The organism is Streptococcus equi subsp. zooepidemicus (assembly GCF_015689395.1).
Classification (GTDB): domain Bacteria; phylum Bacillota; class Bacilli; order Lactobacillales; family Streptococcaceae; genus Streptococcus; species Streptococcus equi.
In genome coordinates this window covers 1,414,935-1,435,609 of record NZ_CP065054.1, presented here as the reverse complement: position 1 = coordinate 1,435,609, position 20,675 = coordinate 1,414,935, and the positions used below count along the sequence as shown (strand labels likewise).

Here is a 20,675-nt window from a genome sequence, read left to right as displayed (position 1 = left end):
TCCACAGTCTAGGTATTATAAAGAAGAGATCTGGCTTTGTTTAAAAAACAGCTTCTCTGTCTGAGCTTGTACCCTCAAGATATCATTGAAGAGATAGCAGGACAGCTGTTGAAAATGAGGGAAGTAAGAGGGATCTGTGTGCCAAGATCAAAAGCATAAAAAGCCTCTAGCTTACTTCTTGTGGTTAGCATTTTTTTGAAAGCATGCTAATTTGCCTTTAGTGTGCTTTTTGTTTGCTCAAGATCAGCTAGTCAATGAGGCCATAGAGTAAGCCTTAACAAATGGTGAGATGTAGCTACAGCTGGTTGTGCAGATGGGGTTAGAATAATTGGATCTACTCACAGCCTCTTGTAATCATTTCCTTGCAAAAATCACACTAGTAAAGACCTCTAATGGCGAAGGAGCTCCTGACACCAAGCTCTGAAGAAGCTGGCTATTTGTCCTTGATCAAAAAGGGTTAAGACTGTCAGTTCAACTAGGTGCAAACGACTCATAAGGCAGGTCTTTAGCAGGGGTGATGTCAAAAAATTGACATCAGCTGTAACCTTTTAGCAAAATTGTAGTCCAACAAAAGTGAGCAGACATTTTGGAAGGGGGACCTGTTATTGGAATTTGAAGACATCTACTTGATGTATAAAGACGATGTTTATCCTTTTCTTTATGCGTATGCGTGAGACAACTTATGGCGAGGTTGAGCTAAGGGCTTTCTTTATAGTATAATGGTCGTTAAAGTGATATTAATAAGAAAGTGATGACTATAATGACAGAAATACCAAAGGATTTAAAGCTAAATACGATTAGTGTCTTTGAGCATTATCATATTGATGTGTTTGAGGCTGGTCATGTGCTGTTATCAACAGAGATCCATGCGTCAGCCTTGAACTATTATGGAAATGCACATGGGGGCTTTTTGTTTACCCTTTGTGATCAGGTTGGTGGTTTGGTGGCCAAATCAATAGGTCTTGAGGCTGTTACTCTGCAAGCTAATGTGAATTATCTTAAGCCTGGTCATCTAGGAGACCGTTTAGTCGTAGAAGGTAGTCTGGTGCATAGAGGTCGGACCACACAGCTGATTGAGGTCACTATCAAAAATCAAGATGATAGACTATTAACCAGGGTTAGCCTGACCATGTTTGTGACAAGTAAAAAACGATCCTCTGACTAGCTGATACAAGTCATATCAAAAAACGTCCAGCTTGATTTTAGCTGGACGTTTGGCTTTAGCTGCGATAGAGCTTATGGTGCTGATAAACAGGGTCAAAGGTCACATTGATACCGAGCTGTCTGAGAGCATGTTTGTCCTCGTTGGTCAGGATAACGGTTGAATGCGCTTCGCTGCCCTTGAGATTTCCTAATTCTTTCATGGCTAGATCGGCTTGGTTGTTGTTCATTGCTGTGATAGCCAGCGCCATTAGGATTTCATTAGCGTGTAGCCTAGGGTTGTGACTGCCTAGGTGATTAATCTTGAGCCCTTGAATGGGCTTGACATATTCTGGCTCAATGAGATGCGTTTCCTTACTAATGTGGGCCAGTGTTTTGATAGCATTGATGATAACAGCAGCGGTCGGACCAAACAAATCAGATGTTTTACCGGTGACTACCTGACCATTTGGAAGCTGAAGGGCTAGGGCAGGCTGACCAGTTAGCTCTGCTTTTTGCCTAGCGATTAGAGTCACCTGTCGATCCTTGGGAGTGACACCGATGTCATTCATCAGGAGCTCAAGCTTTTTAACCGCAGTTTCGGTCACGCGCTCTGCTTTGAAGTCTACCAAGGTTTGATAGTAACGGCGAATGATTTCTTGCTTTGAGGCTTCAATAGCAGCCTCCTCATTAACAATGGAAAAGCCGACCATATTAACCCCCATATCTGTTGGAGATGCATAGGGGGATTGGCTTAAAATGCGTTCAAATGTCCTGTTTAATACTGGAAAGACCTCAATATCACGATTGTAATTGACTGCTGTTTTCCCGTAAGCCTCCAGATGAAAGGGATCAATCATGTTCACATCATCTAAATCAGCAGTGGCAGCCTCATAGGCTAGGTTTACAGGGTGGTGGAGCGGAAGATTCCAAACAGGAAATGTTTCAAACTTTGCATAGCCTGATGTGATGCCATTTAGTTGGTCATGATAGAGCTGTGAGATGCAGGTCGCTAATTTTCCAGAGCCAGGACCAGGAGCTGTGACAACAATCAGGTTACGACTAGTCTTGATATAGTCATTTCTCCCCATACCCTCAGGAGAAATGATGTGGTTAATATCTGTTGGATAGCCCTTGATTGGGTAGTGACGATAAGACGTAATGCCGTTTTTGGCTAATTGCTTTTGAAAATGGTCCGCAGCTGCCTGATGGTTGTATTGCGTGATCACAACTGAGCCAACATAGATATCTAAGGCATTAAAGGTATCAATTAAACGGAGCACTTCCTGATCGTAGGAGATTCCTAAGTCACCACGCGTTTTAGAATGTTCGATATTATTGGCATTGATGGTGATGACAATCTCAACCTGATCCTTGAGCTCCTTTAGCAGCTTGATTTTGTTGTCAGGCTCATAGCCAGGCAAGACACGCGCCGCATGAAAATCCTCAAGCATTTTTCCGCCAAATTCCATGTAGAGCTTGCCGTCAAATTGCTTGATACGTTCTAGAATATGATTCCTTTGTAAGCTTAGGTATTTGTTGGAATCAAAAGCAATGTTTTTCATTTATTTTTCACCTCTGCTAAGCATTATAGCAAAGAAATAGTGAGAAGTGAATGATTTGTCTAAAAATTAGTCTCTTCCTCTAAGTAGCTAGGGTGGCAAAAAGCAGCGCTATTTAAATACCGATAAAAAATGACTTGACAATGGTAACTAACTTGCTTATACTAGGAACAATTAAATACCACTTTAATGATGTTCTGTGAGGCATGAAAGTGACAAGACAAAGAGGAGTGAGCCTGCTCTTATTTTGCTGTAGACTGAATGCGACTGATGGACTGATGCCTAGGTCTTTTTTGATGGTCTTAAAGGGTATTCAATTAATTAAGGTAGTCAGTGAGCTACTATTAAAAGGAGAATAATCATGTCAGCATTGTCTTTAGACAAGAACAACAAGCGTGCGCTTTGGGCTGCTATTGCCGCTTCAGGAACAGATGATCTTAACGTTATGTTTCTAGCCTTTTCGATGTCCTCTATTATCTCTGATCTAGGAGTGAGTAGTACTCAAGGAGGCTGGATAGCTACTATCACTAATCTAGGAATGCTCTTTGGGGGCCTGCTCTTTGGTCTGCTTGCTGATAGACATCATAAATTTAAGGTATTCAAATGGACGATCCTTATTTTTTCAGTGGCAACAGGCTTGATTTACTTTACCAAGACGATTGAATTTTTATACCTCATGCGCTTTATTGCTGGTATTGGGGTTGGTGGTGAATATGGTGTTGCCATCGCGATTATGGCAGGGCTTGTACCTGCCGGGAAAATGGGACGTATCTCATCGCTAAATGGGATTGCAGGTCAGGTTGGATCAATTGTTTCTGCTTTATTGGCGGGGTGGCTAGCTCCTGCTCTTGGCTGGCGTGGTCTCTTTCTCTTTGGGCTAGCTCCGATTTTACTAGTCATTTGGATGATGCTTGCTATTGATGATGATAAGATTATTGATAACCATGTCAATGACTTAGAGGAAGTTAGTCAGCCGGTAAAGATCAGTGAGTTATTTAAGACACCAGCCTTGACAGGACAAACTCTCGCTTTGATGGTGATGACGACAGTTCAGATTGCTGGTTATTTTGGTATGATGAATTGGCTGCCAACCATTATCCAAGCTAGTCTACATATTTCTGTTAAGGATTCGTCTCTGTGGATGGTATCAACCATTGTGGGCATGTGCCTTGGAATGCTGACTTTTGGTCATATTTTAGACACCTATGGACCAAGACTGGTTTATTCTGTCTTTTTGCTTTTGTCTTCTGTTTGTGTCTATCTGTTTCAGTTTGCCAATTCGATGTCAACCATGCTTATTGGAGGGGCTATTGTCGGATTTTTCGTTAATGGCATGTTTGCAGGCTACGGTGCAATGATCACGCGGCTTTATCCTCATCACATTCGATCAACAGCTAACAATCTTATCCTCAATGTCGGACGCGCAGTTGGCGGCTTTTCATCGGTGATTATTGGCAGTATTCTTGACGCCTATGGGGTGTCAATGGTTATGCTCTTTTTGTCCCTGTTGTACCTTATTAGTTTTGTGGCTCTATGGACGATCAAAAATGTGAAGGCAGAGCGATATCAAGCGCTGACAAAATAGATCTGGTAAGTGTAGTAGGATTAGTAGCAAAGGTTTTGTTGAAGCTCTCAAAAAGCGCTTAGGCATTTAGACTAAGCGCTTTTTGACCTTTAAAGCTTTTCCAAAAAGGCGTCTTGGTCAACCCTGACACGTGTGTGGCAGGCTCTGCCAATGAGCTTATGGTTGGCAAAGGCTTCGATACGAAAGTCGTATTTTCTGCCCTCTTCCTTGAGTGCAGTGATAACAATGGTTACTGCCTGACCGATTTTAGAGGCAGCTAGGTGCTGGATAGCGATTTCACTTCCAACGGTTGTTTGCTTGTCCTTTAGCTGACTTTGCAGAAACGTGAAGGCAGCATGCTCCATAAAGGCGACAAGAGCAGGTGTTGCTAGGACCTCTAAGCCACCAGAGCCCATTGCTTGAGCAGAATGCTTGCTTTTTGTGTCGTATAGCTGTGAATAAATAGACATGATACCCTCCTTTTTTATTATTATAATATATTAAGGGCTTACAGTCTTAAATGAGCTGCCTTTTGTGCTATACTAAGAATTAGCTTGAAAGAGCTGTTGCTGAATTAATGTGTCTCGCATGGGCCAGACTAAGCATCAGCTAACAGTAAAAAGAAGGGGAATACATGCGCTTAGATAAGTTTTTAGTTGATGCTGGCTTAGGCAGTCGCAGTCAAGTGAAGCTGCTATTAAAGAAAAAGCAAGTCAGTGTGAATGGGGTTAGCCAAACGTCTCCAAAATATCAAGTCAATGAAATGGCCGATGAGGTTAGCTATCAGGGACAAAGGCTCGATTATGAGGCCTTTGTGTATTATATGCTCAATAAGCCTAAAGGAGTAATTTCTGCGACTGAGGATTCTAGCCATAAGACAGTGCTGGATTTGTTAGATGATACTGCACGTCAAAAGGCTGTCTTTCCTGTTGGGCGGCTTGATAAGGATACGCATGGCTTGCTCTTAGTGACCAATGATGGAAAGCTAGCACATGCTCTTTTGTCTCCTAAAAAGCATGTTGCCAAGCAATACCTTGCTGTGGTAGACGGTATGATGACTCAAGAGGACGTCAAGCATTTCGCACAGGGAATCACTTTAAAGGATCACCAATGTATGCCAGCACATTTGGACATTCTTGAGATTAACGAAGCGCTAAAAACCAGCCTTGTCAAAATCACCATCGAGGAAGGAAAATTTCATCAGGTTAAGCGAATGGTAGCAGCCTGTGGTAAAACAGTCAGCGATTTACAGCGCATTAGTATGGGACCCATACAGCTTGATAGTGCTTTGGCGCCTGGAGCCTATCGTAGGTTAACAGCAGCAGAGCTAGAGGCCTTAAAAGCCTAAGGCTAGACTAGTCACTTGCTGGGTTAGCTGCTGAATTGATAGTAAAAAAGACCAGTCTTAGACTGATCTGTAGGGTGATTAGATCGCCCATTCTCCTCCTCGGAAGATTGGAATGACTTCTCCGTCTTTGGTAATGCCATCGATATCCATTTGTTCAGAACCAATCATAAAGTCCACGTGGGCTGTTGAGCGATTTAGGCCAGCAGTCTTTAATTCGTCATTGGTCATCTCGGTACCACCCTTGACACTAAAGGCATAGGCTGCACCGACAGCCAGGTGGTTTGAAGCATTTTCATCAAAAAGCGTATTAAAGAAGGTCAGACCTGATAAAGAGATGGGTGTCTTATGTGGGACAAGTGCCACCTCACCAAGTGATCTGGCTCCTTCGTTTTCTGATATCAGGCGTTTGATGGTGTCCTCTCCTTTTTTAGCAGTGACGTCCACAATTTGCCCATCCTTAAAGGTAAAGGTCATATCCTCAATGACGACGCCTGCGTAGGATAGAGGCTTAGTAGAGCTGACATAGCCATCTGCACGACGGTAGTCAGGTGCGGTAAAGATTTCCTCAGTTGGCATGTTTGCGATAAAGACCTCGCCTTGAGCATTGGTGCTGCCAGCAGCCTCCCAAATGTGCTGCTCAGGCATTCCAAGTCTTAGGTCAGTTCCTGGTGCCCTGTAGTGAAGGCTGTCAAACTGATAATTATTGAGAAGCCTTGCCTTTTTTTCTAAACGTTCCTGATGCTGGTCCCAGGCTTTGACAGGATCTGCCTCGTAAATGCGGTTCATTTTGAAAATGGCATCCCACAAAGCGTCCACCTGTTCTTCTTCGCTTGTCAGGTTTGGAAAAACCATAGCAGCCCATTCGGGGCTGGCTGCAGCTGCTAGATTCCAGCTGACTTTGTTGGCTTGGGTGGCAGCCCGCTGTTTTTCAAGGGCAATAGCTGTTGCGCGTGTTGCTCCAGCTAGCCTGTCAGAATCAACATCAGCAAAGACGTTTGGATTGGCAGAGCGAATGACTAAGCGGCTCGCTTTTTGATCAAGGAGATAATGTGACTGTTCAACGACATAATCTGGTACCTGCAAGAGACGGTCTTCATCAGCCTTAAGAAGCTTCTCGCGTGTGATCTGATCGTCATTATAGTCAACAAAAACCTCGGCCGCACCAGCCTCATAGGCTTTTTTGGTTAATAGTCGCGCAAGCTTGTGGTGCTCTACAGCAATAGAAATGAGTAGTGTGTGACCTTTTTGAATGTTGACTCCTTTTTTGATAAGAAGGTTAGCGTACTTTTCAAGATGTTCATCAAAATGTGGTAAAACCATAGCAGTCTCCTAAAATGTTAATGTTGCAAAATTTAATGTATCATATTTGCGACTATTTCACAAGGAGCTAGCCTGCTTCATAGGCTAAATGTCTCCTAGAATGCCTATCGTAAAAGGCTCAGTGTTGGTTTTCTCTGATGAGTTAAAAAACGATCCCTTTTTTGATAAGCTTGCGCTGCCCTTACTAATAGATATTTGCTTAATAGTGATATTCGTGTTAAGATATAAGAGAAAAAATCAATAGATGAGGTATTTAAAAGTGGCATTTGGAGAAAATGGACCTCGCAAAAAAACTGCCTTTGAAAAGTTGACAACAGTTGTTGTGGTTGTGATGGTTCTTGTGACTGTCGGTGGACTTATTGCGGGTGCCCTGTCAGTATTGATGTAAGAAAACGCTGAAAGGCGTTTTTTTAGAATAAGAGAAAGCTTGAGAAGAAAAGTATGAGTATGTTTTTAGATACTGCTAAGGTCAGTGTTCAGGCTGGTCGTGGCGGTGATGGTATGGTAGCCTTTCGTCGTGAAAAATATGTGCCTAATGGCGGCCCTTGGGGCGGTGATGGTGGCAAGGGTGGCTCTGTCATTTTTAAGGTTGATGAAGGTTTGCGTACCCTAATGGACTTTCGCTACAATCGTAAGTTCAAGGCTAAATCCGGTGAAAAAGGCATGACTAAGGGCATGCATGGTCGTGGCTCAGAGGATTTGATTATCTCAGTGCCACAGGGAACGACTGTGCGTGATGCTGAAACCGGTAAGGTTCTGACGGATCTGGTTGAGCATGGTCAAGAATTTGTCGTGGCTAAGGGTGGTCGTGGCGGTCGTGGGAATATTCGCTTTGCAACGCCACGCAATCCAGCACCTGAGATTGCTGAAAATGGTGAACCAGGAGAGGAGCGCCAATTAGAGCTAGAGCTTAAGATTTTGGCAGATGTGGGACTAGTTGGTTTTCCGTCAGTTGGTAAATCAACGCTACTAAGCGTGGTCTCATCAGCCAAGCCAAAGATTGGTGCTTATCACTTTACCACTATTGTGCCTAATCTAGGTATGGTTCGAACCAAATCTGGTGAGAGCTTTGCTATGGCTGACCTTCCAGGGCTAATCAAAGGTGCTAGCCAGGGTGTGGGGCTTGGCACGCAGTTTCTACGCCATATTGAGCGTACGCGTGTGATCCTGCATGTTATTGATATGTCAGCTACTGAAGGACGAGACCCTTATGAGGACTATGTGGCGATTAATAAGGAGCTAGAAGCATATAATCTTCGTCTCATGGAGCGTCCACAAATTATCGTTGCCAATAAAATGGATATGCCAGGGGCAAAGGAGCAGCTGCAGCGCTTCAAGGAACAGTTAGCTGTTCAGTATGATGACTTTGACGAGTTGCCAATGATTTTTCCTATTTCTAGTCTGGCACATCAGGGCTTGGACAGCCTATTAGAAGCAACAGCAGAGCTATTAGCAAAAACTGATGATTTCTTGTTGTATGATGAGGCTGATTTTGCTGAGGACGAGGCCTATTATGGCTTTGCGGCTGAGGAAAAGGCCTTTGAGATTAGTCGTGCTGATGATGCAGCTTGGGTATTGTCTGGTGAGAAATTAGAGCGTCTCTTTGTGATGACCAATCTGGAGCGCGACGAATCTATCATGAAATTTGCTCGTCAGCTACGTGGCATGGGTGTTGATGAAGCGCTTCGTGAGCGTGGTGCTAAGGACGGCGACATTGTTCGCATTGGCAAGTTTGAGTTTGAATTTGTAGACTAATGACAAATACCAAGCTTAGCTGTTTTTTGTAGCAAGTGATGCTGAGTCATATCTGAAGTAGGCTGTTTGCTCGATTCACAGCAATGAGGTCTTGGTTGATGTGAGCTAGGGAGGTTTTTTATGGGAGATAAACCAATATCCTTCAAGGATAAGAACGGTAACTTTGTTTCGGCAGCAGATGTCTGGAATGCTGAAAAATTAGAAGAATTATTTAATCTCTTAAATCCCAATAGGCGTTTGCGTTTGGAACGTGACAAATTAAAAAAGGATGAAGCTTAAGTGCACTTCCTCTCAATCGTTAGATTTAGTGTCTAACTTTTGAGGGTGCACTTCAAGGTTTCGTCCTTTTTTGATGCTTTTTTTCTTGGTGATGCTGCAAATGTAGCCAATTAAAAAAGGTGTAAATGTCATTAACAAGAAAGGCTGCAAAACAAATGACCACTGCATATTGGCTGGTATTTGCTTGAGCAGCATAGAGCCACAGGAGAATTAAGACCAAATCATTAAGAGCATAGGCCAAGGCAAAATAAGGGCTACGTTTGTAGCTTAAATAGGCTGCTGAAAAAGAGGTGGCAATAGATAAGGTAGAGACAGGCAGATAGGCTGTCTTAAGATAGGCTAAGATAGCATAGAACAAGCTGGTAACTAGTATGGTAAGGACCACTAAGCGCAGCCGGTCTGCTGTTGTCAAGCGTGAGATGGTTACCTGAGATGTCTGATCTTCAAATGGGTGGCTTAGCCAAGTAAACAGTGACCAAATAGCCATCGGCAGGGTCATGAAGAGATAGGTTATCAGCTCCCCGTAATAACTGTTTAACAGTGACAGATAGGCATAAATAAGGGAGAAAATAATGGCCAAGCCCTGTCCAATCGGATTTGCCTTGGCACTAAAGATTAAAGCTGTCACACCGATTAAGGAAGCTATCAGTGCTAAGGGAGCTTGTTCTCCAAAGAAAAAGGCACTGAGGAGAATAGCCGAAATGGAGGTTAACCAAAGCGTCCACTCGGTTTTTGTAAAATAGTTTAAATAAGCCATATCCTTATTCAAGCATAGGCCTTTTTATCTGTCAATAGGGTGTCGGACTTAGGCATGACAAACGCATGAAGAAAAAATTTTTAAGATATTTCTGACATACGAAAACTTATTCTGAAAAACAGGAAAATCATAGTGATAATTGCAGAAAAGAAATTTTTCAAGAAAAGTTTATAGAGGGAGGGTATAAAAATTCAGGAAACACTCTATCAAAATACTCTAAAATGGATATTTTGCTCTTTTCACAACTTTTTCAATCAATGATTTTCTTCATGCGTTTGTTCTGGGACTTAGGGAAAAATAAGCTAATACCTGCCATAGTGTGATTGGTTGTGAGGGATAACACTCGCAGACGATGGTGTTAACTAGAGGTAAATGAGTTAAGAGTTTCCTTGCTGGCTGCTGTTGCTAATACTCCTTGTTGTTTTGTCTAGAAGAAAAGGACTAAGAGCCTTGGCTTTGCTCTGTCAGTGGTTTTCCTTGATGATAAGGAAAAACCAGATTTTTTAAAGCGTTTACAGTGTCCTTTTTTCTTCCTATAATAGGGGTATAAGTGACAAAAAGAAAGGAAAAAGCATATGAAGCAATCAAAACGCCGTTACCAATTTCCAGAAGGTTTTTTGTGGGGAAGCTCAACATCTGGCCCTCAAAGTGAGGGGACTGTTTCTGGAGATGGGAAGGGACCTAGCAATTGGGACTACTGGTTTAGTCTGGAGCCAGATAAGTTTCATCATCAGATTGGTCCAGAGGTAACCTCAACCTTTTACACCAACTACAAAAGCGATATTGCTCTTTTAAAAGAGACCGGTCACACAGCTTTTCGGACCTCTATTCAATGGTCTCGACTGATTCCAGAAGGAGTTGGTCAGGTTAATCCAAAAGCTGTAGCCTTTTACCGAGAGGTATTTCAGGAAATCATGGCTCAGGATATTAAACTGATTGTTAACCTCTATCATTTTGATCTGCCTTATGCCTTGCAAGAAAAGGGAGGCTGGGAGGCTAAGGAGACGGTCTGGGCTTATGAGACCTATGCTAAGACCTGTTTTGAGCTTTTTGGTGATTTGGTGGATACATGGATTACCTTTAACGAACCTATTGTTCCAGTCGAATGCGGTTATTTGGGGCATTACCACTATCCTTGCAAGGTAGACGCCAAGGCAGCTGTTCAAGTGGCTTACCATACCCAGTTGGCTAGCTCACTTGCTATCAAGGCCTGTCACGAGCTGTATCCTAAGCATAGGATTAGTATTGTGCTTAATGTGACTCCTGCCTATCCTAGAAGTGATCAGCCAGAAGATGTCAAGGCAGCGAAAATTGCAGAGCTTTTCCAGACTAAATCCTTCCTAGACCCGTCTGTCTTAGGAGTGTACCCAGAAGAGTTAGTAGCTCTTTTAAAGGCAGCTGATTTATTGCCCCAGTATAGTGCTGATGAATTGGCTATTATCAAAAACAATCCTGTTGATTTCTTGGGAGTTAATTACTATCAACCTTTGCGTGTGCAAGCGCCTAGCAAAACAAGACAAGATGGTGATCCGATCACGCTAGCCTCTTATTTTGAACCTTATGATATGCCAGGCAAAAAGGTTAACCCTCATCGCGGTTGGGAAATATATGAGCAGGGCCTTTACGACATTGCTATCACTTTAAAAGAGCATTATGGTAATATTGACTGGCTAGTCACTGAAAATGGTATGGGAGTAGAAGGTGAAGAAGCCTTTTTAGCTGATGGTCAGGTCCAAGACGATTATCGGATTGCCTTTATCAAGGACCATTTGATTCAATTGCATAGGGCTTTAGAAGAAGGTGCAAACTGTAAAGGCTACCTCCTATGGACCTTTATTGATTGCTGGTCTTGGTTAAATGCCTATAAAAATCGTTATGGCTTGGTAGCCTTGGATTTAGAGACTCAAAAACGAACCCTTAAAAAATCTGGCCACTGGTTTAAGACCCTGAGTCAGACAAATGGTTTTGATAAATAGGAGCGTATGATGGTCACCTTAGGATTTTCCCTTTACCCTGAGCAGCATGGTTTTGCTAAGAGTAAGGCTTATATTGATTTACTGCACTGCTATGGAGCCAAGCGCTTGTTTATGAGCCTCTTACAGTTGGCGCCAAATGATCCCAAGACTTTTAAGCTTTATGCGGATCTGATTGCTTATGCCAATTGCTTGGGCATTCGGGTCATTGCAGACGTTAGCCCTGCTTTTATCAAGCAGGCTGGTTGGTCACATCAGGTCATTGAACAGGCTCATGCTTTTGGCTTAGCAGGCTTGCGTTTAGATGAGGCCTTGCCTTTAGAGGATATTGTTAGGCTAACGAAAAACTCTTTTGGGCTTAAGATTGAACTCAATATGAGTACTGATAAGAGCTTATTGACAGCCTTGCTAAAGGCAACTCCTGATCGGAGTAACCTCATTGGTTGTCATAATTTTTACCCGCACGCCTTTACCGGCCTGTCACTGGAGCATTTTAAGGAAATGTCCCATTTTTACCACGAGCATGGGATTGCAACGGCTGCTTTTATCACAGCCCAATCAGCAAAGGAAGGCCCTTGGCCGCTGTCAGAGGGCTTACCGACTGTTGAGGCTCATCGGCAGTTGCCAATTGACGTGCAGGTAGAACTGATGAAGGCGACAGGAACTATTGATACTGTCATTTTGTCCAATCAATTCATCACTGAAGATGAACTCGTTCAGTGCCGTCAAGCCTTGGATAGATCAGTCATGTCTATTAAGGTCAAGCCTCTGGTTGATTTGACGGACATAGAGGAGAAGATTATCTGTTACCCACATTGTTATCGGGGAGATGTATCAGATTATGTGATTCGCTCAACCATGCCGCGTGTGGTATATGCTCAAGAAGCAATTGCTCCAAGAGAGCAGCCCAAGCAGGTTAAGCGAGGCAGTATTATCATTGATAATGATCATTACAACCGATACAAGGGAGAATTGCAAATTGCTCTAAAACCCTTTACCCTTAGCTCAAAGGCCAATGTGGTCGCTGACATTAAAGAGGATTACTTAAGCTTGCTGGACGAGCTGAAGCCCTGGCAGGAGTTTTCATTGGTGATTGAGACTGACTAGTCTGGCTTCACAATCGATACGGAAAATGATGGTCACTTTTTTCAGGAAACATTTGCTAAACTAAGAGATTAAAGAAAGCGTTTTCTAACAAACGAAGGAGGAATAATGCTATCAAAAAAAGAAATGGCTATAATAGCATTTCTAATCAGCCAAAAAGGGCAGTTTGTCTCTAGTGCTACCTTGGCTAAGGCTATTGGCATGAGTGATCGCACAGTCAGAAAATATCTAAAGGAGCTGATTAGCAGCCTTCCTAGTAAGGGAGCGCACATCATTTCCAAGCAAGGTCAGGGCTACTGTTTAGAGATTGATCATTCTATGGCGTTTGAGATCTTTTGGCAGGAAAGCTTGGCCTCTAAAAAGCGCTTGGCTGATGTGACTCAGGTGGAAGAAACAGTTGATCGGGAGCATTATTTGCTAAATAAATTCTTCTTTGAAGAGCCCGTTTGGGATTTTGAAGAGCTCTGCCAAGAATTGTATATTAGTCGGACGACCCTAAACCATGTTTTAGCGGTTATTAGAGACCGTATTAGGCCTTATCAGCTACAGCTTGATGTGAGTCATCAGCGCGTTCAGGTGACAGGTAAGGAAGAGGCTATTAGGCATTTTATCATGGATTATTTTTTTGCTACCAGCTTTGATGACTCCATGTATGCCATAGTAGACAATACCTTTCTTGATCATATCAAGTTTGCTGATATCACAATAATTGTTTTAGATGAATGTCGAGATGCCAAATTAAAGCTTTCTGATTTTGTTATGCACAATTTGGTTTTGCACATTGCCCTAATGGTTCAGCGTATTCGGTCTGGCTATCCGTTAGCATTTTTTTCCATTCCAGCAGCTATTCGCCAATCGGACGAGTATCAAGTGGCTCTACGTATTTTGTATCGAGTAGAAGAAGTGATGGGGATCCGTTTTCCTAAAGAAGAAGCTAACTATATTGCTTTACACCTCAAGGTTAAGCATTCCGTTGATGGCAGCCCACAGGACAATAAGGCTGATGACTTGCTGAGAAGTCATTTAAAAGCAGGTATTGTCAAGGCTAGTCAGCTGACAGGTATGTCTTTGGAGGCTGATAGCAGCTTGCTTCAAGGTCTATTGGCCCATATGAAGCCTTTAGCCACAAGGCTTGAAAATCATATTCAGCTGACCAATCCCTTAACTGAGGAGATTAAAAGCAAATACCCAGAGGCTTTTGCCCTGACCAAGCAAGCTTTTGAGAATATTCCTGAGCTTCAGGCTTATGACCTGTCTGATGACGAATGGGCTTACATTAGCTTGCATGTCATGGCAGCTATTGAGCGCTATTCCAATCGTCACAAGCTCAGGGTGCTTGTGGTTTGTGCCACAGGCTATGGCAGTGCCATGATGCTGAAAAATCGCTTGGAAAAGGAATTTGAAGGTCGCTTTCAGATTGTAGATGTTATCAGCTACTATGAAATAACACAGGAACGACTGCAAACGGTTGATGTGATTATTTCTTCTATCAGCCTTGCTAATGTCATGTTTTTAACGCCAGTCATTACTGTCAGTGTCTTTTTATCTGATCAAGACATCAAAGCCATTCGCCAATTTATCGGGGAGCAGGAGGGAATAAGAAGAGAAGCTGCGTCGTCATCGCAGATGAGCTTGGAAAAAGCAGAGCAGATTCTAAAAGGTGTCTTTAGTCCTAAGCGTTTTCTTTATGTGAAAGAAAAACTATCAAAGAAGGCCTTGCTGTTAAAGATGATTGCTTGTCTTGACGAAGCAATGGATGAAGCCTTTGTTGAGGCCTTTTATCACCAAATCGTGTTGAGGGAAAATTATAGCTCAATTGTTTTTGGTGAGGTGCTTGCCTTTCCACACCCGGCTAATCCCATGACCTATTCTGAACAGGTGGTGGTGGCTGTCTGTCAAGAGCCTATTGACTGGGACGAGAGTCATCAGGCTGTTCACTTTATCTTTTTGTTGTCACCGTCCAAGGGACGTAACAGCTATTTAAAATATATTTCACCGAGTTTGGTGTCTTTTGTCAATCAAGCAGAGCTTCAGCAGGCTTTATTAGAAGAACCAAGCTATGCACAATTCATCACATTATTTACCCCACTCATCACTGAATAAAAGGAGAAGTATTATGAAAACCATTATGTTAGTTTGTAATGCCGGCATGTCAACCAGTATGCTGGTGACTAAAATGCAAAAAGCCGCTCAAGCGCGTGGCATCGAGGTTGAGATTTGGGCAGTTCCTGTGAGCGAAGCTGACAATGAGGTTGCTGCTAAAACCATTGATGTCCTCATGTTAGGGCCGCAGGTCAAATTCTTACTCAAGGACTTTAAGACCAAATTTGAACCGGCAATTAAGGTAGATGTCATTAACATGGCTGACTATGGCCTCATGAATGGTGACAAGGTGCTTGAAACAGCCCTAACAATGATGGAGGAAGAGGTATGACGCAACCATCAAACCTAGAGGCTATTATGGGGTTAATCATGTATGGTGGTGAGGCCAAGGGCAAGGCTGTAGAAGCTATTCATGCAGCTAGAGATGGTCAATTTGAAAAGGCTCAGCACTTGCTTCAAGAGGCTACACATTCTTTAAATGTTGCCCATAGATCACAAACCAATTTGCTATCTCAGGAAGCGGCTGGAGATCAGGTTGACTTGTCTTTATTGCTGGTGCATGGTCAGGATCATATGATGACAGCCCTAGCCTTTATTGATTTGGCCAAGGAATTGGTCGCTGTTTATGACAAAATATCAAGGATCCAAAGAGGTGAGCTATGATGATGATTACAGCAGAAGGAGATGTCTCTGTCACTCAATGCTTCAAGGCTATACTAAGCTCTCTCCAAGAGGATTATCATGAAAACACCCTGAGACGGCTGCCACCAGCTGAATTAAAAGCAGGGCTAAGCTACATAAAGCATTATGGCAAAAACAAGGAGCATAACGTTAGAGTGCTGATCACAGCCTTAGAAGCTCCGCACTTATATACTGCTTGCTTTAGCTCTAATCATGGGCTAAAAACATTAAGCTACCGCTTAGAAGCTCTGGGAGAGGAGCGTACCAAAATAACCTATTGCTACGACTATCAGCCACTTGATGTCTTTCAAAAAGCCAATCAGCTGATCATTGGGAAGCTTTTTAAGAAGAGCTTCAAACGGCAGTCACAGGCCCAATTAGCAGCCCTTATCCAGTATGCTAAGCAGCTAAGCTAGAAGGTTTGAGTACAGCTCAGCTGGCTGATCATAGGGCTTGTCATACTAAAAAATAGAAACAGGAGAAAATTATGTCACATTTTTCTGATAAGTTTATGGAGATTTCGGGAAAGATGGGGTCCCAGCAGCATTTGGTTGCCATTCGTGATTCCTTTATTTCGCTAATGCCCATTACGATGGCGGGCTCTGTCGCCGTCTTGCTGAATGTTTTCTTGCGTGATATTCCAAACAATATGGGCTGGACTGGTTTTGCAGCAGCCATGCAGCCCATTATTGACATCAATGGTTATGTGTATTTTGGGACAATTGGTATCATGGCACTCTTTTTTGCCTTTGCTTTTGGGTATCATTTAGCTCTTATGCACAAGGTGAATCCTTTGGCTGGAGGTTTAATCTCCTTTGCTTCCTTTATTGCCACCCTTCCTCAAAGCTTAACCATTTCCACACCACTTGAAGGGGCGTCAGCAAGTTTATTAGCAGGCTTAAAGGATATGGGGCTATCAGTGGTCACTGCAAATGGAGCCCAAGCTCTAGAAACAAGCCAGTGGGGAGCAATTGCCCTCAAATATGCTGGAGCAACAGGTCTTTTTACAGCATTGATCATTGGCTTTTTATCTAGCTTTGTTTATGCAGCTTTGACCAAACGTAACCTGACCATCAAATTGCCAGATAATGTGCCACCTGCGGTTAATAAGGCTTTTGCAGCTATTATTCCAGGGACAGTCGCGATTTATGTGTCAGCGATCGTAGCTTACCTTATTTTTGCCCTCACAGGCTCGTCTCTAAGTGATATGATTTCGACCTATATCCAATTGCCTTTGTTGGGGCTGTCTCAAGGGATTGGCTCTGTTATCCTGTTAACCTTCTTGGTTCAATTGCTCTGGTTCTTTGGTTTGCATGGTCACAATGTCTTAGCACCCGTGCTTGATGGTGTGTACTTAGTGGCTCTAACAGAAAATACAGCTGCCTATAATACCAGTCAGAGCGTTGCTAATCTGCCTTATCTCTGGACGAGAGGCTCCTTTGATGCCTATGCACAAATGGGTGGTTCAGGTGTTACTCTGGCTCTGATTATTGCTATCTTTATTTTCTCAAAACGTGAGGAGCACAAGACCATTGCCAAATTATCAGCACCGATGGGCGTGTTTAACATCAATGAGCCAATTACCTTTGGTATGCCTATTGTCTTGAACCTAACCTTTGCTATCCCATGGCTAATCGTACCACCAATTTGTGCTAGCATTGCTTATGCTGCCACAGCAATAGGCTTGATCCCTCCCGTTTTCTTGCCAGTTCCTTGGATTACGCCAGTTGGACTTTACGCTTACTTGGCTACTGGAGGTAGTGTTATGGCAGGTCTGGTTTCCTTGTTTAACCTCTTTGTTGCCTTTCTTATCTGGGCACCATTTGTCATTTCAGCTAATAAAGAAAAAGCGAGTGACCTTTCATGACAGCAAAAAACGGAGCAAGCTTTTTAATGGCTATAGGATTTTTCCTTATTGCCATTAGTCCAATGGTTGGCAACAAATACCTACATATCGTGACAGGACTAGCTTTTGTTGGATTAGGGTATTACCTCACTAAGCGCAAGCGTCCTTAGTCAATGCAAGCAGCTAGCCCCTATGAAAAGACAAACCTAAGGGCTAGCCTTGATTTTCTATCTTGGTTATCACATTTAAAGGCAAGCAAAAAAGCAAGGGTAGATGCTTACCTTTGCTTTTTTTATTTTTTGACCTTTAATAGAATATCTTGCTACTTAAACATTTAAGACCTTATCTAAAAATTCAATTAAGCGTGGGTGCTTAGGGTGATCAAAGATTTCCTCTGGAGTACCGTCCTCTAGGAATTGGCCGCCGTCTGTAAAGATCACACGATTAGCCACTTGACGAGCAAAGCCCATTTCATGTGTCACAATCAGCATGGTCATGCCCTGCTCTGCTAGGTCTTTCATAACGTTTAAGACGTCTCCAACCATCTCAGGGTCAAGAGCAGAGGTAGGCTCATCAAAGAGCATGATATCAGGGTTCATGGCAAGACTTCTTGCAATTGCAACACGCTGCTTTTGACCACCTGATAGACTTCCTGGGAAAGCGTCAGCCTTATCAGCTAGACCGACCTTCTCTAGAAGAGCAAGTCCCTTTTCCTTAGCCGCCTCCTTTGAGACCTTTCCAAGCTCAACTGGTGCAAAGGTAATGTTATCAAGGACTGTCATATGTGGAAAGAGATTGAAGTGCTGAAACACCATGCCGATATTTTCACGAGCCTTATCAATATTGGTATTAGGATCTGAAAGTTCAAAGCCATCAACCACAACCTTACCACTAGTAATGGATTCCAGGAGATTGAGGGTGCGCAGGAAAGTTGATTTTCCAGAGCCAGATGGCCCGATAATACAAACGACATCACCCTCGTAAAATTTAGCATTAATGCCTTTTAAGACCTCATTTTGCCCATAGGATTTGTGTAAATCTTGAACATCAATTTTTAATTCTGCCATTAGTTAAGCCTCTTTTCTAAACGTTTTGCAAGCCTTGTTAAGAGTGTAATCATAATCAAGTAGATAACTGCTAGGATAGCATACATGCGGAAGGATTGATAGTTTCTAGCGATAATGATTTTCCCTGTTTGGAAGAGCTCCACTAAACCGATCGCTGAGACTATGGTCGTATCCTTCAAGGAAATGACAAACTGATTGATGAAGTTTGGCAGCATTAGCTTAATGGCCTGAGGAAGGATAATCCTTCGCATTGTTGTGTGATATGACAAGCCCAAGCTGCGACTAGCCTCCATTTGACCTGCCGGCACAGCCTCGATACCCCCACGAACAATTTCGGCAATATAGGCTCCACCATTTAGCGAAAGTGCAATAGTAGCAGCTACAAAATCATTAATCGGTGATTGGTGGCCAGTCATGCTTTCAATGAGGTTTGGCACTCCCCAGAAGATAAAGGCAGCAACAATCATCAAGGGGATACCACGCACCACATCAACAAAGACAGTAGAAGCCACGCGCAGGTTCTTTGATGGTGATACAGCCATCATTCCAAAAATAATACCAATAACCAAAGCAATGGCAAAGGAGATGAGTGTCAGACCAAGGGTTGTTCCAAGCCCAGCCAATAATTGCTTGTAGTTATTGGCTAAAAGTCCATAAATGGTTGACTCATCGGCTGTTTTGACAGATGCCTCTGAATCAAGGTATCTGCTAATGATGGCGTCGTATTTTCCTGATGCTTTAAGAGCAGCCAAACCGTTGTTAAACATTTCGATGAGCTCAGGGTTGGCTCCTTTTTTAACAGCAAAACCATACTCACCAGAAGGCTCCCCTTTGATAGGAATATCAAGCTTGTGGCCTCGCTGAATAGCGTACCTTAAAATAGCTTCATCATCCATAAGCCCGTCAATAGAACCAGAATTTAAGCTATCGTACATTGAGGAGGCCTCATCAAAGGCTTTTAGACGGTAACCATAAATATCCTTGTTGCTTTCAAGGAAATCATAGGAGGCTGTTCCTTTTTTGGCACCGACTATTTTACCCTTGAGGTCCTTGTATGATTTGATAGAGCTTCCGGATTTGACCCCAAGGCGAATATTTGATGTGTAGTAGGAATCTGAAAAATCAAAAATCTCACGACGTGCAGGTGTGATAGACATACCTGCAATAACAGCGTCAGCCTGACCAGCTTGAACAGCATTTAAAGCAGCGTCAAAGCCAGGATTGCTGATCTCAATGGTAAAGCCTTGCTGCTTAGCAATTGCCTTGATGAGGTCCATATCAATACCGACATATTCTCCGCTGCCAATTTGAAATTCAAAGGGAGCAAAGGAGGAGTCAGCCACGATTTTATAAATCGGCTTTAAAGGAGTGGCCTTAGCAGAGGCATCGCCAGTAGCCTTGCCTGCTGTGACCTTGTCATTGCTGCCAAGCCATTTTGTCATGATAGCTTGATAGGCTCCATCAGCCTTCATAGCGCCTAAGGCTTCATTGAAGTCGTCAATGAGATAATCATAGCCGCTGCCTTTTTTGACAGCAAAGCCAAAGCTTCCAATAGCCTCTCCCTTCATGTTGATCGCAAGATCCTGCTTTTGGTTAATGGCATATTGAATGACAGGCTCGTCGTCCATAACAGCGTCAATAGAGCCTGTTGCAAGACTGTTGTACATCAGGTCACCTGTGTCAAATGTTTTAACAGTATAACCATACGATTTTTTGTATTTATCTAAGAAGGCTTGAGCAGCTGTTCCATTTTTAACACCGACTGTTTTTCCTTTTAGCTCGCTATACTTCTTAATAGGGCTGGCTTTTTTTGTAGCAATAACAATTTTTGTATCGTAATAGGGATCTGAAAAATGGAAGACCTTTTGACGAGCAGCAGTGATGGTGGTGCCTGCCATAAGGGCGTCAGCTTGACCGGACTGAATGGCATTGACAGCAGCATCAAAGCCAGGGAATGTCATATTGATATTCCAGCCCTTTCGCTTTGCTACTTCATTGATGATGTCAACATCAATTCCCTTATACACTTGGTCTGAATCCTTGAATTCAAACGGTGCATAAGCAGTATCAGAAACAATATCAATTGTCTCTGCACTTGCAATCCCAGCAGTCATCAAAACAACAGACAGCATTGCAAGCATCCATGCTTTTAATGTGTTTTTCATACTAGTCTCCT

20 protein-coding genes are annotated in these 20,675 nt (G+C 43.0%); 14 read left to right on the top strand and 6 right to left on the bottom strand.

The annotated features are described in order from the left end of the window. Positions 1 to 760 precede the first annotated feature (760 nt). The gene (locus tag I2432_RS06800; RefSeq protein WP_012515895.1) at positions 761 to 1,165 is read left to right on the top strand and encodes a PaaI family thioesterase; all 405 of its coding nucleotides are present in this window, start codon (positions 761 to 763) and stop codon (positions 1,163 to 1,165) included. A 55-nt stretch (positions 1,166 to 1,220) separates the two neighbouring features. Here I2432_RS06800 and I2432_RS06795 read toward each other — a convergent pair whose 3' ends face one another. Beyond that, a complete protein-coding gene (locus I2432_RS06795) occupies positions 1,221 to 2,705 on the bottom strand; it encodes a DUF1846 domain-containing protein (protein ID WP_012515894.1) in 1,485 nt (494 codons plus the stop codon). A gap of 358 nt (positions 2,706 to 3,063) precedes the next feature. On the opposite strand from I2432_RS06795, the gene I2432_RS06790 reads away from it, so the two are divergent. Continuing rightward, a complete protein-coding gene (locus I2432_RS06790) occupies positions 3,064 to 4,287 on the top strand; it encodes an MFS transporter (RefSeq protein WP_206152446.1) in 1,224 nt (407 codons plus the stop codon). Positions 4,288 to 4,376: 89 nt separating this feature from the next. On the opposite strand, the gene I2432_RS06785 is transcribed toward I2432_RS06790, so the two are convergent. Further along, complete coding sequence (locus I2432_RS06785; protein ID WP_206152447.1) at positions 4,377 to 4,736, bottom strand: thioesterase family protein; 360 nt, start codon at positions 4,734 to 4,736, stop codon at positions 4,377 to 4,379. 164 nt (positions 4,737 to 4,900) lie between these two features. On the opposite strand from I2432_RS06785, the gene I2432_RS06780 reads away from it, so the two are divergent. Then, entirely contained in the window at positions 4,901 to 5,614 is a 714-nt protein-coding gene (locus I2432_RS06780) for a pseudouridine synthase (RefSeq protein WP_043053232.1), read from the top strand. Positions 5,615 to 5,692: 78 nt separating this feature from the next. On the opposite strand, the gene I2432_RS06775 is transcribed toward I2432_RS06780, so the two are convergent. After that, positions 5,693 to 6,934 (bottom strand): aminopeptidase, encoded by a 1,242-nt coding sequence (locus I2432_RS06775; RefSeq protein ID WP_206158683.1) that lies wholly within the window; start codon positions 6,932 to 6,934, stop codon positions 5,693 to 5,695. A 259-nt stretch (positions 6,935 to 7,193) separates the two neighbouring features. Between I2432_RS06775 and I2432_RS06770 the strand changes: the two genes are divergently transcribed. From I2432_RS06770 to I2432_RS06760, 3 genes are all read left to right on the top strand, one after another. Next, complete coding sequence (locus I2432_RS06770; protein WP_080280804.1) at positions 7,194 to 7,322, top strand: DUF4044 domain-containing protein; 129 nt, start codon at positions 7,194 to 7,196, stop codon at positions 7,320 to 7,322. 53 nt (positions 7,323 to 7,375) lie between these two features. Next, entirely contained in the window at positions 7,376 to 8,689 is a 1,314-nt protein-coding gene (gene obgE, locus I2432_RS06765; protein WP_043029881.1) for a GTPase ObgE, read from the top strand. A 120-nt stretch (positions 8,690 to 8,809) separates the two neighbouring features. Next, the gene (locus tag I2432_RS06760) at positions 8,810 to 8,968 is read left to right on the top strand and encodes a hypothetical protein (protein WP_043029880.1); all 159 of its coding nucleotides are present in this window, start codon (positions 8,810 to 8,812) and stop codon (positions 8,966 to 8,968) included. Between the two features lie 52 nt (positions 8,969 to 9,020). On the opposite strand, the gene pnuC is transcribed toward I2432_RS06760, so the two are convergent. Then, the gene (gene pnuC, locus I2432_RS06755) at positions 9,021 to 9,725 is read right to left on the bottom strand and encodes a nicotinamide riboside transporter PnuC (RefSeq protein WP_206152449.1); all 705 of its coding nucleotides are present in this window, start codon (positions 9,723 to 9,725) and stop codon (positions 9,021 to 9,023) included. A gap of 575 nt (positions 9,726 to 10,300) precedes the next feature. Here pnuC and I2432_RS06750 point away from each other — a divergent pair. From I2432_RS06750 to I2432_RS06715, 8 genes are all read left to right on the top strand, one after another. After that, entirely contained in the window at positions 10,301 to 11,701 is a 1,401-nt protein-coding gene (locus tag I2432_RS06750) for a glycoside hydrolase family 1 protein (protein ID WP_206152450.1), read from the top strand. A gap of 9 nt (positions 11,702 to 11,710) precedes the next feature. Then, positions 11,711 to 12,805, top strand: coding sequence for a DUF871 domain-containing protein (locus tag I2432_RS06745; RefSeq protein ID WP_043026077.1), 1,095 nt, complete (start codon positions 11,711 to 11,713; stop codon positions 12,803 to 12,805). Between the two features lie 105 nt (positions 12,806 to 12,910). Next, positions 12,911 to 14,905 (top strand): BglG family transcription antiterminator, encoded by a 1,995-nt coding sequence (locus tag I2432_RS06740; RefSeq protein ID WP_206158682.1) that lies wholly within the window; start codon positions 12,911 to 12,913, stop codon positions 14,903 to 14,905. 13 nt (positions 14,906 to 14,918) lie between these two features. After that, complete coding sequence (locus tag I2432_RS06735; protein ID WP_012677730.1) at positions 14,919 to 15,236, top strand: PTS sugar transporter subunit IIB; 318 nt, start codon at positions 14,919 to 14,921, stop codon at positions 15,234 to 15,236. Next, positions 15,233 to 15,568, top strand: coding sequence for a PTS sugar transporter subunit IIA (locus I2432_RS06730; protein ID WP_012515883.1), 336 nt, complete (start codon positions 15,233 to 15,235; stop codon positions 15,566 to 15,568). The genes I2432_RS06735 and I2432_RS06730 overlap by 4 nt, the downstream gene beginning before the upstream one ends. After that, a complete protein-coding gene (locus I2432_RS06725) occupies positions 15,568 to 16,002 on the top strand; it encodes a DUF3284 domain-containing protein (protein WP_041790684.1) in 435 nt (144 codons plus the stop codon). Before I2432_RS06730 ends, I2432_RS06725 begins: the two co-directional genes overlap by 1 nt. A gap of 71 nt (positions 16,003 to 16,073) precedes the next feature. Continuing rightward, a complete protein-coding gene (locus tag I2432_RS06720) occupies positions 16,074 to 17,453 on the top strand; it encodes a PTS sugar transporter subunit IIC (protein WP_206158681.1) in 1,380 nt (459 codons plus the stop codon). Further along, complete coding sequence (locus tag I2432_RS06715; RefSeq protein WP_012515880.1) at positions 17,450 to 17,602, top strand: hypothetical protein; 153 nt, start codon at positions 17,450 to 17,452, stop codon at positions 17,600 to 17,602. The genes I2432_RS06720 and I2432_RS06715 overlap by 4 nt, the downstream gene beginning before the upstream one ends. Before the next feature lie 156 nt (positions 17,603 to 17,758). Here the strand turns inward: I2432_RS06715 and I2432_RS06710 are convergent, their stop codons facing one another. Together I2432_RS06710 and I2432_RS06705 are read right to left on the bottom strand one after the other, a co-directional pair. Further along, entirely contained in the window at positions 17,759 to 18,499 is a 741-nt protein-coding gene (locus tag I2432_RS06710) for an amino acid ABC transporter ATP-binding protein (protein ID WP_012515878.1), read from the bottom strand. Then, entirely contained in the window at positions 18,499 to 20,664 is a 2,166-nt protein-coding gene (locus I2432_RS06705) for an ABC transporter substrate-binding protein/permease (RefSeq protein ID WP_206152453.1), read from the bottom strand. Before I2432_RS06705 ends, I2432_RS06710 begins: the two co-directional genes overlap by 1 nt. Between the last annotated feature and the right edge of the window lie 11 nt (positions 20,665 to 20,675).

Excerpts from the sequence above, each read along its gene's own strand:
- I2432_RS06800 (WP_012515895.1), top strand. The coding sequence starts at position 761 with ATGACAGAAATACCAAAGGATTTAAAGCTAAATACGATTAGTGTCTTT.
- I2432_RS06795 (WP_012515894.1), bottom strand. The coding sequence starts at position 2,705 with ATGAAAAACATTGCTTTTGATTCCAACAAATACCTAAGCTTACAAAGG.
- I2432_RS06790 (WP_206152446.1), top strand. The coding sequence starts at position 3,064 with ATGTCAGCATTGTCTTTAGACAAGAACAACAAGCGTGCGCTTTGGGCT.
- I2432_RS06785 (WP_206152447.1), bottom strand. The coding sequence starts at position 4,736 with ATGTCTATTTATTCACAGCTATACGACACAAAAAGCAAGCATTCTGCT.
- I2432_RS06780 (WP_043053232.1), top strand. The coding sequence starts at position 4,901 with ATGCGCTTAGATAAGTTTTTAGTTGATGCTGGCTTAGGCAGTCGCAGT.
- I2432_RS06775 (WP_206158683.1), bottom strand. The coding sequence starts at position 6,934 with ATGGTTTTACCACATTTTGATGAACATCTTGAAAAGTACGCTAACCTT.
- obgE (WP_043029881.1), top strand. The coding sequence starts at position 7,376 with ATGAGTATGTTTTTAGATACTGCTAAGGTCAGTGTTCAGGCTGGTCGT.
- I2432_RS06760 (WP_043029880.1), top strand. The coding sequence starts at position 8,810 with ATGGGAGATAAACCAATATCCTTCAAGGATAAGAACGGTAACTTTGTT.
- pnuC (WP_206152449.1), bottom strand. The coding sequence starts at position 9,725 with ATGGCTTATTTAAACTATTTTACAAAAACCGAGTGGACGCTTTGGTTA.
- I2432_RS06750 (WP_206152450.1), top strand. The coding sequence starts at position 10,301 with ATGAAGCAATCAAAACGCCGTTACCAATTTCCAGAAGGTTTTTTGTGG.
- I2432_RS06745 (WP_043026077.1), top strand. The coding sequence starts at position 11,711 with ATGGTCACCTTAGGATTTTCCCTTTACCCTGAGCAGCATGGTTTTGCT.
- I2432_RS06740 (WP_206158682.1), top strand. The coding sequence starts at position 12,911 with ATGCTATCAAAAAAAGAAATGGCTATAATAGCATTTCTAATCAGCCAA.
- I2432_RS06735 (WP_012677730.1), top strand. The coding sequence starts at position 14,919 with ATGAAAACCATTATGTTAGTTTGTAATGCCGGCATGTCAACCAGTATG.
- I2432_RS06730 (WP_012515883.1), top strand. The coding sequence starts at position 15,233 with ATGACGCAACCATCAAACCTAGAGGCTATTATGGGGTTAATCATGTAT.
- I2432_RS06725 (WP_041790684.1), top strand. The coding sequence starts at position 15,568 with ATGATGATTACAGCAGAAGGAGATGTCTCTGTCACTCAATGCTTCAAG.
- I2432_RS06720 (WP_206158681.1), top strand. The coding sequence starts at position 16,074 with ATGTCACATTTTTCTGATAAGTTTATGGAGATTTCGGGAAAGATGGGG.
- I2432_RS06715 (WP_012515880.1), top strand. The coding sequence starts at position 17,450 with ATGACAGCAAAAAACGGAGCAAGCTTTTTAATGGCTATAGGATTTTTC.
- I2432_RS06710 (WP_012515878.1), bottom strand. The coding sequence starts at position 18,499 with ATGGCAGAATTAAAAATTGATGTTCAAGATTTACACAAATCCTATGGG.
- I2432_RS06705 (WP_206152453.1), bottom strand. The coding sequence starts at position 20,664 with ATGAAAAACACATTAAAAGCATGGATGCTTGCAATGCTGTCTGTTGTT.